12 protein-coding genes and 1 pseudogene are annotated in these 13928 nt (G+C 68.6%); 4 read left to right on the forward strand and 9 right to left on the reverse strand.

Going from position 1 to position 13928, the window contains the following annotated elements; genetic code table 11:
• Positions 1-7: 7 nt before the first annotated feature.
• The 3 genes from sufB to iscR form a co-directional block, all read right to left on the reverse strand.
• Positions 8-1537 carry a Fe-S cluster assembly protein SufB gene (sufB, locus tag A9O63_RS21535; RefSeq protein WP_069333696.1) on the reverse strand — a complete coding sequence of 510 codons (1530 nt, stop codon included), beginning with the start codon at positions 1535-1537 and terminating at the stop codon, positions 8-10.
• Positions 1538-1612: 75 nt separating this feature from the next.
• Positions 1613-2659 carry a cysteine desulfurase family protein gene (locus tag A9O63_RS21540; RefSeq protein ID WP_069333697.1) on the reverse strand — a complete coding sequence of 349 codons (1047 nt, stop codon included), beginning with the start codon at positions 2657-2659 and terminating at the stop codon, positions 1613-1615.
• Positions 2660-2741: 82 nt separating this feature from the next.
• Entirely contained in the window at positions 2742-3209 is a 468-nt protein-coding gene (iscR, locus tag A9O63_RS21545; RefSeq protein ID WP_009566733.1) for a Fe-S cluster assembly transcriptional regulator IscR, read from the reverse strand.
• Between the two features lie 153 nt (positions 3210-3362).
• Between iscR and A9O63_RS21550 the strand changes: the two genes are divergently transcribed.
• From A9O63_RS21550 to A9O63_RS21560, 3 genes are all read left to right on the forward strand, one after another.
• Positions 3363-4022, forward strand: coding sequence for an alpha/beta hydrolase (locus tag A9O63_RS21550; RefSeq protein ID WP_069333698.1), 660 nt, complete (start codon positions 3363-3365; stop codon positions 4020-4022).
• On the forward strand, positions 4019-4603 hold the full coding sequence (locus tag A9O63_RS21555) for an HD domain-containing protein (RefSeq protein WP_069333699.1): 585 nt from the start codon (positions 4019-4021) through the stop codon (positions 4601-4603). The genes A9O63_RS21550 and A9O63_RS21555 overlap by 4 nt, the downstream gene beginning before the upstream one ends.
• Before the next feature lie 84 nt (positions 4604-4687).
• Complete coding sequence (locus A9O63_RS21560; protein ID WP_069333700.1) at positions 4688-5902, forward strand: NADP-dependent isocitrate dehydrogenase; 1215 nt, start codon at positions 4688-4690, stop codon at positions 5900-5902.
• Positions 5903-6208: 306 nt separating this feature from the next.
• Here A9O63_RS21560 and A9O63_RS21565 read toward each other — a convergent pair whose 3' ends face one another.
• The 6 genes from A9O63_RS21565 to A9O63_RS21590 all read right to left on the reverse strand — a co-directional run bounded on the left by A9O63_RS21565 (position 6209) and on the right by A9O63_RS21590 (position 13325).
• On the reverse strand, positions 6209-7183 hold the full coding sequence (locus A9O63_RS21565) for a 2-dehydropantoate 2-reductase (protein WP_069333701.1): 975 nt from the start codon (positions 7181-7183) through the stop codon (positions 6209-6211).
• Positions 7180-8715, reverse strand: a complete 1536-nt coding sequence (locus A9O63_RS21570) for an acyl--CoA ligase (protein WP_069333702.1) — start codon at positions 8713-8715, stop codon at positions 7180-7182. The genes A9O63_RS21565 and A9O63_RS21570 overlap by 4 nt, the downstream gene beginning before the upstream one ends.
• A 132-nt stretch (positions 8716-8847) precedes the next feature.
• A complete protein-coding gene (locus A9O63_RS21575) occupies positions 8848-9534 on the reverse strand; it encodes a fumarylacetoacetate hydrolase family protein (protein ID WP_069333703.1) in 687 nt (228 codons plus the stop codon).
• A gap of 66 nt (positions 9535-9600) precedes the next feature.
• The gene (locus A9O63_RS21580; protein ID WP_069333704.1) at positions 9601-10584 is read right to left on the reverse strand and encodes an LLM class flavin-dependent oxidoreductase; all 984 of its coding nucleotides are present in this window, start codon (positions 10582-10584) and stop codon (positions 9601-9603) included.
• A 76-nt stretch (positions 10585-10660) separates the two neighbouring features.
• The gene (locus A9O63_RS21585) at positions 10661-11881 is read right to left on the reverse strand and encodes an AI-2E family transporter (RefSeq protein WP_084296118.1); all 1221 of its coding nucleotides are present in this window, start codon (positions 11879-11881) and stop codon (positions 10661-10663) included.
• A 91-nt stretch (positions 11882-11972) separates the two neighbouring features.
• Positions 11973-13325: a BLUF domain-containing protein gene (locus A9O63_RS21590; RefSeq protein WP_069333706.1), complete on the reverse strand. Its 1353-nt coding sequence runs from the start codon at positions 13323-13325 to the stop codon at positions 11973-11975.
• 469 nt (positions 13326-13794) lie between these two features.
• On the opposite strand from A9O63_RS21590, the pseudogene A9O63_RS23690 reads away from it, so the two are divergent.
• Positions 13795-13928, forward strand: a pseudogene (locus A9O63_RS23690) (sirohydrochlorin chelatase); the annotation flags it as partial.

The following is a 13928-nucleotide window of genomic DNA, read 5'->3' on the forward strand; positions in this document are numbered from 1 at the left end:
CCGCGGCTCACCCGACCGACCCTTCCAGCGAGATCGCCACCAGCGCCTGCGCCTCCATGGCGAATTCCATGGGCAGGGCCTGCAGCACCTCCTTGCAGAAGCCGTTGACGACCAGCGCCACCGCCTCCTCCTCGTCCATGCCCCGCGAGCGGCAGTAGAAGAGCTGGTCGTCATCGACCTTCGAGGTGGTGGCCTCGTGCTCGACCCGGCTCGAGTTGTTCTTCACCTCGATATAGGGGACCGTATGGGCCCCGCACTTGTCGCCGATGAGCAGGCTGTCGCACTGGGTATAGTTGCGGCTGTTGGTGGCCTTCGGATGCATCGAGACGAGGCCGCGGTAGGTGTTCTGCGCCCTGCCCGCCGAAATCCCCTTCGAGACGATCCGCGACCGGGTGTTCTTGCCCAGATGGATCATCTTGGTGCCGGTATCGGCCTGCTGGGCGTTGTTGGCGATGGCGATGGAATAGAACTCGCCCTGGCTGTCGTCGCCGCGCAGGATGCAGGAGGGATATTTCCAGGTGATCGCCGAGCCGGTCTCGACCTGCGTCCACATGACCTTCGAGCGCGCGCCGCGGCAGTCCGCCCGCTTGGTCACGAAGTTGTAGATGCCGCCCCGGCCCTCCTCGTCGCCCGGATACCAGTTCTGCACCGTGGAATATTTCACCTCGGCATCCTCCAGCACCACGATCTCGACAACCGCGGCATGAAGCTGGTTCGTGTCGCGCTTGGGCGCGGTGCAGCCTTCCAGATAGCTCACATAGGCGCCCTTGTCGGCGATGATGAGCGTCCGCTCGAACTGCCCGGTGTTCTCGGCATTGATGCGGAAATAGGTCGAAAGCTCCATCGGGCAGCGGGTGCCCGGCGGGATGTAGACGAAGGACCCGTCCGAGAAGACGGCCGAGTTCAGCGTCGCGAAATAGTTGTCGGACTGCGGCACGACCGAGCCCAGATATTTCTTCACGAGCTCGGGATGCTCGCGCACCGCCTCGGAGATCGAGCAGAAGATGACGCCGGCCTTGGCCAGTTCCTTCTGGAAGGTCGTGCCGACCGAGACCGAATCGAAGACCGCATCCACCGCCACCTGCCGCGGGGCATCGGGCACCTCGGCGCCCTCGACGCCGGCGAGGATCGCCTGCTCCTTCAGCGGAATGCCGAGCTTCTTGTAGGTCTCGAGCAGCTTGGGATCGACTTCGTCCAGCGACTTCGGCTTCACATCCATGCTCTTCGGCTTGGCGTAATAGTAGAGGTCCTGATAGTCGATCTCGGGATAATCGAGCATCGCCCACCGGGGCTCTTCCATCTGCACCCAGCGGCGATAGGCCTGAAGCCGCCACTCGGTCATCCACTCCGGCTCGTCGTTCTTCCTCGAGATCAGCCGCACGATGTCCTCGTTCAGCCCCTTGGGCGCGAAGTCCATCTCGATCTCGGTTTCCCAGCCGTACTTGTACTTGCCGGCCATCGCCTGGACCGTCTCGATCGTCTCACGGTCGACGCCGTCGCGAACCTCGGGAACCGCAGTCTCTTCCAGTGCTGCCATCGGTCTCAGTCTCCGTTCCAGGGGGCACGGCCCCGTCGTGTCTCTTGTGCCGCCCGCACCGGACGGCTTGATCCTTCAGGCGGCCCGCGCCCGGTGGCGATCCCGCGCCCGCATCCAGGCCTCGGCGAACCGCAGGGCCTCTCCTTCGGTCACGCCCGGTCCCAGCGAGAGGCGCAGCGCCGAGCCGGCCTCGTCCTCTCCGAGCCCCATCGCCCGCAGGACGCGGCTGGCCCGCACCTTGCCCGACGAACAGGCCGATCCCGCCGAGACGGCGAAGCCTGCCAGATCCATCTGCATCACCTGCGTCTCGCCCTTCCAGCCGGGCGTGACGAGGCAGAGCGTGTTCGGAAGCCGGGGAACTTCTTTCCCGACAGAAATAGTCCCTTTTCCGTCGCCGCACAACGCCGATTCTAGAATATTTCTAAGTTGAAGCACAGGCTCCCAGACGCCTTCGGCCAGATCCCGCGCCGCAGCCTCCGCCGCGGCGCCGAAGCCCGCGATGCCGATCAGATTCTCCGTGCCCGCGCGGCGGCCCATCTCCTGCCCGCCGCCCTTGATCCGCGCCTCGAGGTCGAGCCCGCGCCGGATCACCAGCGCCCCCACGCCCTTCGGACCGCCGATCTTGTGCGCCGAGACGAATCCCACGTCGCAGCCGAGCCAGTTGAAGGCGAAGGGCACCTTGCCGAAGGCCTGCGTCAGGTCCGAGACCGCCAGCCCCTCGGGCAGATCCTGCAGGATGCCGGTCTCGGAATTGGCGAGTTGCACCGCGGATCGCCCGGGCTCGGCCACCGCCACACGTCCGCAGGCATCGACGGCCAGCTCCGGCGCACACCAGGCCGAGACCGCCTCATGCTCCACCTCGGCGCAGAGGAGACCGCGCCCGGCACAGGCCAGCGCGGCAGCCTCCGTCGCCCCGGAGACAAAGACGACATCCGCCCCCTCGGCCCCCAGCGCCGCCGCCACCCGGGCCCGCGCCCGCTCGACGAGCGCGCGCGCCGCACGCCCCTCGGCATGGACCGAGGAGGGATTGCCCACCAGATCCATCGCCTCCAGCATCGCCGCCCGCGCCTCGGCGCGCAGCGGGGACGTCGCATTCCAGTCGAGATAGACCCGCGAGCCCACGCTTCACCCTTCACTCTGGCGGAAATATCCGCGGGGGTCCGGGGGCAGCCGCCCCCGGCGGCCCGCCACGAAAGCCACCGCCTCAGTCCTCGTCAACCACTCGAAACAGCGCCGGAACCGCCGGGCATGGACGCATCTCGTTCTTGATGATGTCCGACAGACGGGTCTGGTGCAGGAAGACATAGACATGCGCCGACAGGCCCTCCCACAGCCGGTTGGTCAAGGATTGTGCACGCGAGCCGGAAACGCCTCCACTTGCACCAGCTCCGGTATGCATCGCATTGACCGTCTCTTCCACCGCTTCCATGATCTCGCTGACGCGGATCGACTCCGCGGACCGCGCGAGCTTGTAGCCGCCCCCCGGCCCCCGCACCGCCTCGACCAGCCCCGCCCGCCGCAGCTTGACGAACAGCTGCTCGAGATAGGGCAGCGAAATGTCCTGCCGCTTCGACACTTCGGCGAGCGAGACCAGCTCGTTGCCCGACTTCTGCGCGAGCGCGAGATCCACCAGCGCCACCATCGCATACCGACCCTTGGTCGAGAGTTTCATTTTCCGGTTCCCGCCAAATCCATTGACGCCAAGCGGCAGGCCGCTTAACTCGTTACGGTTCCGGGCGGATGCACCGCCCAGGTGGAATGGTTCTAATTTATCCGAGCGTTTTTGTCAAGAATACGCCGCGGAAGAAACAGGCAAGGCGAGGCGATGCCCGAAGTGATTTTCGCCGGTCCCGAGGGCCGGCTCGAAGGCCGCTACCACCCGCAGAAGGATCGCGACGCTCCCATTGCCATCGTGCTGCATCCGCATCCCCAGTTCGGCGGCTCGATGAACAACAAGGTCGTCTACAACCTGCACTATGCCTTCTATCGGCTGGGATTCACAGTGCTGCGCTTCAACTTCCGGGGCGTCGGCAGGTCGCAGGGCGAGTACGATCAGGGCATCGGCGAATTGTCGGATGCGGCGGCCGCGCTCGATTACCTGCAGTCGATGAACCAGAACGCCAAGCATTGCTGGGTCGCGGGCTTCTCCTTCGGCGCCTGGATCGGGATGCAGCTCCTCATGCGCCGCCCCGAGATCACCGGCTTCGTCTCGGTGGCCCCGCCCGCCAACATGTACGACTTCTCCTTCCTCGCCCCCTGCCCCTCGTCGGGCCTCATCATCAACGGCACCGCCGACCGGGTGGCCCAGCCCAAGGACACGGTGACGCTGGTGGGCAAGCTGCACGAGCAGAAGGGCATCACCGTCACCCACGAGCAGATCGAGGGCGCCGACCACTTCTTCAAGGACGAAGAAGCGCACATGACCCCGATGATCTCCAGGGTCTCGGACTATGTGAAGCGCCGCCTCACCGAGGGTTCCCGGTGAGCGACCGTCTCGGCCGGCAGCTCGCCTTCCTGGCCGAGGCCGACCGGCTGAAGACGGTCCTGCGGGCCAACACGCTGGCCGACGGATCCCGGCGCGAGAATTCGGGCGAGCATTCGTGGCATGTGGCGCTTTATGCGCTGATTCTGGCCGATCAGGCCGGCCCCGATGTGCGCATCGACCGGGTGCTGCGCATGTTGCTCATCCATGATCTCGTCGAGATCGACTGCGGCGACACGCCCATTCACGGCAGCCATGACGCAGCCTCGGTGGCCGCGGCCGAAAGCACGGCAGCCGACCGGATCTTCCGCCTCCTGCCCGAGGATCAGGCCGCCGACTTCCGCGCGCTCTGGGACGAGTTCGAGGCGAACCAGTCGCCCGACGCCGTCTTTGCGAAATCGATCGACCGGGTGCAGCCGGTGATGCAGAACCTGCAGTCGGGCGGCGGCACCTGGAAGGAGTTCGCCGTCACCTCCGAGCAGCTCGACACGCGGGTGGGGGCGAAGATCGCCCGCGGCGCCCCCGGCCTCTGGGCGCATGTGCGGGCTCTGACGCGGTCCTATTTCGACCGGGCGGCGGGCTGATACGGTATACCGCGGCATACCTGGCTTCCCTCGGCCGCCCTTTTCCGCTATGCCTCGCCTGACCAACCATTCGGGAGCCTCTCCATGTCGAAGATCAAGGTAGCGAACCCCGTCGTCGAACTCGACGGCGACGAGATGACCCGCATCATCTGGGACTTCATCAAGCAGAAGCTGATCCTGCCCTATCTCGACATCGACCTGCATTACTACGACCTCGGCATCGAGGAGCGCGACCGCACCGAGGACCGGATCACGGTCGATGCGGCGAACGCGATCAAGCAGCATGGCGTGGGCGTGAAATGCGCCACCATCACGCCCGACGAGGCGCGGGTCGAGGAATTCGGCCTGAAATCCATGTGGAAGAGCCCGAACGGCACGATCCGCAACATCCTCGGCGGCGTGATCTTCCGCCAGCCGATCATCTGCAAGAACGTTCCCCGCCTCGTGCCGGGCTGGACGAAGCCCATCGTCGTCGGCCGCCATGCCTTCGGCGACCAGTATCGCGCGACCGACTTCCGCTTTCCGGGCAAGGGCAAGCTCACGCTGAAATTCGTGGGCGAGGACGGCGCGGTGATCGAGCGCGAGGTGTTCGACGCGCCTGGCTCGGGCGTGACCATGGCGATGTACAACCTCGACCAGTCGATCATCGACTTCGCGCGGGCCTCGATGAACTACGGCCTCTCGCTCGGCTGGCCGGTCTATCTCTCGACCAAGAACACGATCCTCAAGGCCTACGACGGGCGCTTCAAGGACCTCTTCCAGAAGGTCTATGACGAGGAATTCGCCGAGAAGTTCAAGGCCGCGGGCATCACCTACGAGCACCGGCTGATCGATGACATGGTGGCCTCGGCGCTGAAATGGTCGGGCGGCTATGTCTGGGCCTGCAAGAACTACGACGGCGACGTGCAGTCGGATACGGTGGCGCAAGGCTTCGGGTCGCTCGGGCTGATGACGAGCGTGCTGATGACGCCGGACGGGCAGACGGTGGAGGCCGAGGCCGCCCATGGCACGGTCACGCGGCACTACCGCCAGCACCAGGCGGGCAAGGAGACCTCGACCAACTCGATCGCCTCGATCTATGCCTGGACGGGGGGCCTGAAGCACCGCGCCAAGCTCGATGGCAATGCCGATCTCGCCCGCTTCGCCGAAACGCTCGAGCGGGTCACGGTGCAGACGGTCGAGGACGGCTTCATGACCAAGGATCTGGCGCTCCTCGTGGGCCCGGATCAGAAGTGGCTGACCACGATGGGCTATCTCGAGAAGGTCGACGAATATCTCGACCGTGCGCTCGGCGCCTGAGCGAAGGCCGGGGGGCTGTCTGCCCCCCGGACCCCCAGAGGATATTTCTCCAGAGTGAAGATGGGAGGGCTGTGGCGCGCGCCCCGCCCGTGCCTCCCATGCCGGCGAACCGGGCCCCGGGCCCGGCTCCCGCCGGGTCCGCCCCGACAGAGCAGGTCCCTCCGCCTCTACACCTCCTCCCGCGGCGCCCCCCCACACAGGATCTCCCAGATCCTTCGCCCCGCTTGCCCTTTCATTCTGGCCCAAATATCACGGGGGTCCGGGGGCAGAGCCCCCGGCCTTGCCGCATTCGACCGGCCTCGCCGATCAGGTCAGATGTCCCACCTTCGCGCGTAGCCGCACCAGTGCCAGCACCATGTCGATGGTGGGCGTGGGCAGGTCCACGATCCGGCCCAGTTCCGCCACGGACCCGACCAGCGCCTCGATCTCCATCGGCCGCCCCGCTTCGAGATCCTGCAGCATCGAGGTCCGGTGTGCACCGACGGCCGCGCCCCCGTCGATGCGGCGCTCCACATCGATGGGGAACTTGATCCCCAGCCGCTCGGCGATCGCCTGAGCCTCGAGCATCATGGCGCGGGCGACGGCGCGCGTGCCGGGATCCGTGCAGAGCCGGTCGAGCGTCGCCCCGGTCAGGGCCGAGATCGGATTGAAGGAGAGGTTGCCCCAGAGCTTCACCCAGATCTCGTCGCGCAGTCGCGGGCGCACCGGCGCCTTGAGCCCCGCTGCCGTCAGCGCCTCCGACAGGCGCAGCGCACGGTCGGACTTTTCTCCCGAGGGCTCGCCCAGCGAGAAGCGGTTGCCTTCCAGATGGCGGATGGTTCCCGGCTCGACCACCTCGGCGGCCGGATAGACCACGCTGCCCAGCACGCGTCCGGGGCCGAGCCCGTCCCATTGCACGCCGCCGGGATCGACGCTTTCCAGCCGCCGACCCTCGAGCGGGCCGCCGTGGCGATGGAAATACCACCAGGGCAGGCCGTTCACGCCCGAGACCAGCGTGCCCTCGGGCCCGAGCAGCCGGGAGAGCTGCGGCACCACGGCAGGCACCGAATGGGCCTTGAGCGTCACGATCACATAATCCTGCGGGCCGAGCGCGGCAGGATCGGACGCCGCGCGCACCGGCACCGTTCGCGTGCCGCCATCCTCGATCAGCGTGATGCCGCGGGCCTGAATCGCCGCCAGATGCGGGCCGCGCGCCACGAGCGAGACATCGGCCCCCGCCGCTGCGAGCTTTGCGCCCATGTAGCCGCCGATGGCGCCGGCGCCGAAGATGCAGATCCTCATGCCGGCCTGACCAGCCCCAGCTTCTCGGCCAGCCCGATCCGCTGCAGCTTGCCGGTCGCCCCCTTCGGGATCTCCTCGAGCAGCACCACGCGGCGCGGCACCTTGAACTCCGCAAGCCGGTCGGCGCAGAAGGCGCGGATCGCGGCCTCGTCCGCGGCCATCCCTTCGCGCAGGACGACCGCCGCCGCGACCTCCTCGCCAAGCTTCGGATGGGGCAGGGCAAAGGTCACGACCTGCAGGACGGCCGGATGATCCATCAGCACCCCATCGACCTCGAGCGGCGAGATCTTCTCGCCGCCGCGGTTGATGATCTCCTTGAGCCGCCCGGTGATCGTCAGATAGCCCTCCGCGTCGAAGCGGCCCTGGTCGCCGGTGCGGAACCAGCGCGCGCCCTCGGCCTCGAAGAAGCTCTTCGCATTGGCGGCCTCGTTCGCCTCGTAGCCCGCCGTCACGTTCGGGCCCGAGATCACCACCTCGCCCGTGCCCTCGATCAGCCGGTCGGAGGCCTCGTCGGCGATGCGGACCTGCGGCCCGGCCGCGACGCCCACCGAGCCCGGCTTCTGCGCGCGCGGCGGCAGCGGGTTCGAGGTCATCTGGTGGGCCGCCTCGGTCATGCCGTAGGCCTCGATCACCGGGGCGCGGAAGGTGGCCGAGAGCGCCTCCATCACCCGGGCGGGCAGCGCGGCCGAGGAGGAGCGGATGAAGCGCAGGGGCACGCGCTCGATCACCTCGGCGTGGCGAGGCGCGCGGGCGAGGATGGCCTGATGCATCGTCGGCACCGCCGTATACCAGGTGGGCCGGGCCGCCTCGATCCAGCCGAAGACCTTCAGCGCATCGAACCCCGGCGCGCACCAGACCGAGGCGCCGGCGGCGAGGCTCGCCGATACCGCCGCCACCAGCCCGTGGATGTGGAAGAGCGGCATGATGTTGAGGCAGCGGTCGTGCGGCGTGAGCGCGAGGGTGCCGGCGATATGATGCGCGGACGCCGAGAGGTTGCCATGGAGGAGCGGCACGATCTTGGGCCGCGAGGTCGTGCCCGACGTATGCAGGATCAGGGCCAGATCGCGGGGCCGCGCGGTGGCGCGATCGGGCTCGCCGGGCGCCACGCTCTCGGCGCGCAGGGTGAAGCTGCCCGCCGGATCGGCCGCGTCATGTCCGAGGCGCAGGACCGCAAGGCCCAGATGGTTCGCCGCCGCCAGAGCCGGGCCGTCATAACCTTCGGCCAGCACGATGGCCTTGGCGCCGAGGTCCGAGAGGTAGAACTCGAACTCCTCGAGCCGGTAGGCCGGATTGAGGGGGGCGGTGACGGCGCCCTCGGCAATGGCCACGAAGGCCGTGGCCATCTCGGGTCCGTTCGGCAGGACGATGGCCACCCGGTCGCCCTTCCCCACGCCCGCCGCATGGAGCGCCGTGACCGTGTGGCCCACAAGCTCGCGCAGGCCCGCATAGGTCAGCCACGGCCGGTCGGGGGCGCCCACGGCGAGGCCGTCATTGCGGTGGAAGGCGAAGAGGTCCGACAGGGTCGCGGTCATGGGCTGTTCCTTCGACGGTCGCGGAGGCGCGGATCGCCCCCGGAAGCGCCGCTTCCGCGGCGCGGTCCGGAGACATCTCGCGCCGCATTCGCGGCCGGGTCAAGGGAGCATCCTCGCCGCGGGGCAGCGAGGTCAGACCACCTCGACGCGCAGCGTGCCGAGGCCCTCGATGCTGGCTTCCATCACGTCTCCACGCTGGACTGCGCCCACCCCTGCCGGCGTGCCCGTCAGGATCACGTCGCCCGCGGCCAGCGCGAAATGGCGCGACAGGACGGAGATCATTTCCGGCACCTTCCAGATCATCTGGTTGAGATCGCCCTCCTGCCGCAGCGCGCCATTGACCCGGAGCTCGATCCGCCCGGCCTCGGGATGGCCGATCCTCGCCGCGGGATGGACCGGCCCCACGGGGGCGGACTTTTCGAAGGCCTTGCCCACCTCCCACGGCCGGCCGGCCTTCTTCGCCTCGCCCTGCAGATCGCGCCGCGTCATGTCGAGGGCCAGCGCATAGCCCCACACATGGGCCATCGCCTCCTCGACCGGAATGTCCGTCCCGCCCGAGCCCAGCATCACCGCAAGCTCGACCTCGTGATGGACGTCCGAGCTTTCCGGCGGGTAGGGGAAGCGGCCCGACGGGTCGAGGTTGTCGGGGTTCTTCTGGAAGAAGAACGGCGGCTCCCGGTCGGGATCGCCGCCCATCTCGACCGCATGGGCGGCATAGTTCCGGCCGATGCAATAGACGCGCCGCACCGGGAAGAGCTTTTCGCTCTCCGCAACGGGCAGGGACGGAGCGGCGGGCGGGGCAAAGACATGGTCGGACATCGGATCTCCTCGGCTGATCCCGCTTTGATTGCAGAGAAAGGCCGAGGCCGCCAGAGCCCTCGGCCCTCAGAGACTGGCCAGAGCCTCGGCCGCGATCGTGAAGGAGCGCAGCCGCGCCGCGGGATCGTGGATCTGGCCGGTGAGGATCACCTCGTCGGGCCGGTGCCGCTCGAGGAGGGCCGCCAGCTCCCGCCGCACGGTCTCGGGCCCGCCGGTGGCCGAGACCGACAGCGCCTGATCGACCGTCCTGAGCATGCCGGGATCGACATGGGCCGAAATGTCCTCGACCGGACGCGGCAGCTTGCCGGGGCGGCCGAGGCGCAGATTGGCGAAGGCCAGCTGGGCGGAGGAGCGGAGGTAGCGGCCCTCGGCATCGTCGGCTCCGGCAAAGACATTGATCGCCACCATGGCGCGGGGCCTGTCGAGCTGGGCCGAGGGGCGGAAGCCCTGCCGGTAAGCCGCCAGCGCCGCCTCGAGAGCGGGCGGTGCGAAATGCGAGGCGAAGGCGTAGGGCAGGCCGAAATGGGCGGCGAGCTGCGCACCATAGAGGCTCGAGCCGAGGATCCACAGCGGCACGCGGGTGCCCTGGCCGGGGATGGCCTGGATCGCGCCCGGCTCCGGCTCGCCGAAGTAGCGCAGAAGCTCCAGCACGTCGGCCGGGAAATTGTCGGTGACGTCGAGGTTGCGCCGCAGCGCCTGTGCGGTGCGCCCGTCGGTGCCGGGCGCGCGGCCGAGGCCCAGATCGATGCGGTCGGGGTGCAGCTCGGCCAGGGTGCCGAACGCTTCGGCGACCATCAGCGGCGCGTGGTTCGGCAGCATGATCCCGCCCGAGCCCACGCGGATGCGCTGGGTATGGGCCGCGACATGGCCGATGAGAACCGCGGTTGCCGCCGAGGCAATACCCGGCATGGCATGATGCTCGGCCAGCCAGTAGCGGTGAAAGCCCAGCGCCTCGGCATGGCGGGCGAGGGTGACGGTCTGGGCGAGAGCGTCGGAGGTGGTGGCGCCTTCCGGCACCGGAGCGAGGTCGAGAACGGAATAGGGGATCATGGGAGGTTCCTTTGCCCTCGCCATATGGGGTGCGGCATCGGGCCCGCCAAGGGTGGCGGGCCCGCCCTGTCGTCCGTCAGCGCGACTCGGAGCGGAACGGGTGCAGCGGGGCGGGCAGAGGGTCCGGCAGGGGCTCCAGCGGGTGCCCCACCTCCTCCGTCTCGGCGATGTCGATCTCGCGCTGCCATTCGCGCCACATGGCGACGAGCAGAGCCATCAGCACCGGCCCGACGAAGAGGCCCACGATCCCCATGGTCTCGATACCGCCCACGAGGCCGAAGAAGGTGGGCAGGAACGGCAGCTTCACCGGCCCGCCGACCAGCACCGGGCGGATCGTCTTGTCGACGATGAAGAGCTCGACCGTCCCCCAGAGGAAGAGGCCGAGCCCCGCCCAGGGCGAGCCGCTGGCCGCGAGATAGGAGGAGGCCACGACCACGCAGAAGGGCGCGCCGCCGGGAATGAGGGCCATGAAGCCCGTGATGACGCCGAGCGTCACCGGCGAGGGCATCCCCGCGATCCAGTAGGCCGTGCCCAGCACCACGCCCTCGCCCATGGCAATGAGCGTCATGCCGGTCACGGTCGAGCTGATGGTGGCAGGGACCACGCGCGAGATCCGGTCCCAGCGGTCGGGCAGGATGCGGGTGCCGACCCGGTCCACCTGCGCCGCGATCCGCTCGCCGTCGCGGTAGAAGATGAAGAGCGCGATCAGCATGAAGAGCAGGGTCAGCGCGAGATGGAAGGCGAGCGTGCCCGCCGTCAGGATCCCGCGCGAGATCGTGCCGATGTTGGCGCCCGAGACGAGCTGGACCATCTCGCTGATCGCCCCCGGCTCGCCGATGTAGGTCCGCCACTTCTCGCCGACCCAGGGCCCCACATGCGGCAGCGCCTCGAGCCAGACCGGCGGCGGCGCGCCGGTGCTGTTGGTGTTGATCGCCCAGCCGATCCAGGCCTGCAGCTCGCGGAAGGCATAGAGCAGCGCCATCATGACCGGGATCACGAGGAAGCCCACGATCATCATGACAAGAAGCGCCCCCGCGATCCCGCGGCTGATCGGCAGCGACCGCTCGAGCTTCAGCATCAGCGGCCAGCTTGCGAAGGCGATGATGAGCGCCGCCAGCACCGGCACGAGGAAGCCGTGGAAGAAATAGACCGACGCTGCGAGAATCAGCAGAAGCAGCCAACGGGCGGCCGATATGTCGGTGATGAGGGGTCTGCGCACGCGTTTCGGCGGCAGCCGATGGTCGCCCAGCCTGTCTGTTCTCGTCTCGTTCATTGCAGTGACGGCCGTGCCCCCCATCGCGGCGGCCAGATGCCGCCGCAATCCAATTTAAGCAAAGATCCGCAAGATGCACCTCTGCCGGGACGGTCCGGACGAAAAAAACAGGAGGTCAGGCGCTGCGGCGGCGGTCCTGGCGCGAGGAGATCCGGGTCAGCACGCTCGGCATGACGTTGGTCAGCAGGAAGTCGGGATTGATGCGCTTGTCGCAGAACTGGGAGGCGGGCATCCGGCAGGCGCGCATCGAGCAGCAGTCGGCGTTGGCGGGGCAGGCCGCGCGGGCGAGGGCCGCCGGCAGCAGCGCAAGATGCGCGAAAGCCGCATCGGCGCCGGCCTCCTTCAGCTTGGAGGGGGAGAGCTGCGCCAGCCGGCCGCCGACCAGGATGCTCAGGCCGGGAAGATCGGTCCGCGCCCGCAGCGCCGACAGGAAGCGCAGCGTGCAGGCTTCCTGCTCGGAGCCCTCCAGCAGGCTCGGCGCCACGACCAGCGTCGAGGTGCGCGAGGTCTTCAGCCGCTCGGCCAGGGCCGCGACGCTCTCGGGATGCACGACGGAGGTCGACCAGCCCACGGCGCGCAGCATCTCGGCCGCAAGGGCCGCCTCGAGGATCGGCTTGTGGCCCGGCACGCCGGCGACCAGCACGGCGCCCACGCTCTTCTGCGGGTCGGGCAGGTGGTGGATCCGGCGCAGCGCCATCTGAAGGGCCGAATAGGCCAGCGTCACCTGCATCCGCGAGATACGATCCTCGGCCAGCGCGCGCGTCAGGCGCTCGGCGCAGGTCTCGAACAGCCGCGCGAAATCGGCGGCGGTGGGCGCATGGGCGCGCAACAGTTCCTCGACCTCCGTCAGGCGGCCGAGCGGGTCGGTGCTCAGAAGATCGGAGAGACGCGCCACCGCCTTGGCACGGCCGGATCGGCCTGCCTGCGCCTCGGACAGGGCATAGAGGGCGAAGGTGTCCGCCTCGACGGGCGTATCGGGGCCGAGGCTGCGCGCTGCGCAGACGTCGGAGAGGAAACGGCGCACGGCGGCGATCCTATCGAAAGAGAAGATGTTGGTGTCGTCAGGAACCAGGCTGCGGCCCACGGTCACGATCTGCCGGCTCTCGGCCAGCCCGAGGCTGCGCATGTCGGCCTCGGAGCAGGAGAGCTGCATGTGCCATCCGGCGAAGCGCCGCTCGGAGATCGGCTCTTCTGCGAGGATTTCGACGCTGCTGTGGCGCCGGTCCCGCCGGATATGGCTAATGACCTCCGCCACGGCGGCGGGGCTGCCTTCAAGCCACTGAAAGAAGTGGCCCTGGCTGTAGAAGAGAGCGCCGGTGAGCCGCGCCTGGGCATTGTGCGCCTGCGAGGTCTCGACGATGTCGAGGAGGTCGCGCAGCGTCAGATCCGGGGCCGCCAGGCTGCGGTAGCAGCAGGAAACCAGATCCGAGCCCGTCATCGTGACGTCCGCCTCGAGGTCGTGTTGCATCCTTCGCCCCATACTGCCGGGCAGCCACTGAAACAAGCGCGCCAACAGCGCAGGCCGCGGCCTGCGTCAATTGGTCGTTCCGTTCCTGTCCTGCTGCTCCCCGAGCGTCTCCTCCTCGGCAGGCCCTGCCTCCCGAGGTCTCCGGCAGCCGGAGCGAGCTCCGGCGGTCCGTCAGCGGCCGTCTTCGGCCGAACCTGAATATCAAGGCCAGAACGGGACGCGGCGGTGCTTCCACCGCCCTGCTTCCCGGCTCTCGCCTCACTCGCACGATGGCTCACAGCATCGGGTCCGGGCCGGATCGAGTCAAGGATCGGGCGGGGGGGTGCGTCAACATATACCTGAGACCTCGGATTAAGCCGCCGCCGCACCAGGGATGGCGGATCGGCGCCCCGCGCGGCCGAGGCCCGAAGGACGCTTGCGGGCCGAGAGAAAATCAGCGCCAATCGGGCGATACCGGATGGAGGGACGGATGGACGAGACCGCGCTGATCGTGGCCCATGGGCAGCCGTCGGACCCGCTGCCGGCGGCGGCGGAGATCGAGGCGCTGGCCGCGGCCGTGGGTTCGCACCTGCCGGGCTGGCGGCTCCGGGCGGCCACGCTGGC

It is taken from the genome of Cereibacter johrii, from assembly GCF_001720585.1.
Taxonomy (GTDB): Bacteria; Pseudomonadota; Alphaproteobacteria; order Rhodobacterales; family Rhodobacteraceae; genus Cereibacter_A; species Cereibacter_A johrii.

Bases quoted from the DNA above. Each gene is read 5' to 3' on its own strand.
- A9O63_RS21550 (WP_069333698.1), top strand. From the start codon at position 3,363: ATGCCCGAAGTGATTTTCGCCGGTCCCGAGGGCCGGCTCGAAGGCCGC.
- A9O63_RS21565 (WP_069333701.1), bottom strand. From the start codon at position 7,183: ATGAGGATCTGCATCTTCGGCGCCGGCGCCATCGGCGGCTACATGGGC.
- A9O63_RS21590 (WP_069333706.1), bottom strand. From the start codon at position 13,325: ATGCAACACGACCTCGAGGCGGACGTCACGATGACGGGCTCGGATCTG.
- A9O63_RS21560 (WP_069333700.1), top strand. From the start codon at position 4,688: ATGTCGAAGATCAAGGTAGCGAACCCCGTCGTCGAACTCGACGGCGAC.
- iscR (WP_009566733.1), bottom strand. From the start codon at position 3,209: ATGAAACTCTCGACCAAGGGTCGGTATGCGATGGTGGCGCTGGTGGAT.
- A9O63_RS21585 (WP_084296118.1), bottom strand. From the start codon at position 11,881: ATGGGGGGCACGGCCGTCACTGCAATGAACGAGACGAGAACAGACAGG.
- A9O63_RS21580 (WP_069333704.1), bottom strand. From the start codon at position 10,584: ATGATCCCCTATTCCGTTCTCGACCTCGCTCCGGTGCCGGAAGGCGCC.
- sufB (WP_069333696.1), bottom strand. From the start codon at position 1,537: ATGGCAGCACTGGAAGAGACTGCGGTTCCCGAGGTTCGCGACGGCGTC.
- A9O63_RS21575 (WP_069333703.1), bottom strand. From the start codon at position 9,534: ATGTCCGACCATGTCTTTGCCCCGCCCGCCGCTCCGTCCCTGCCCGTT.
- A9O63_RS21570 (WP_069333702.1), bottom strand. From the start codon at position 8,715: ATGACCGCGACCCTGTCGGACCTCTTCGCCTTCCACCGCAATGACGGC.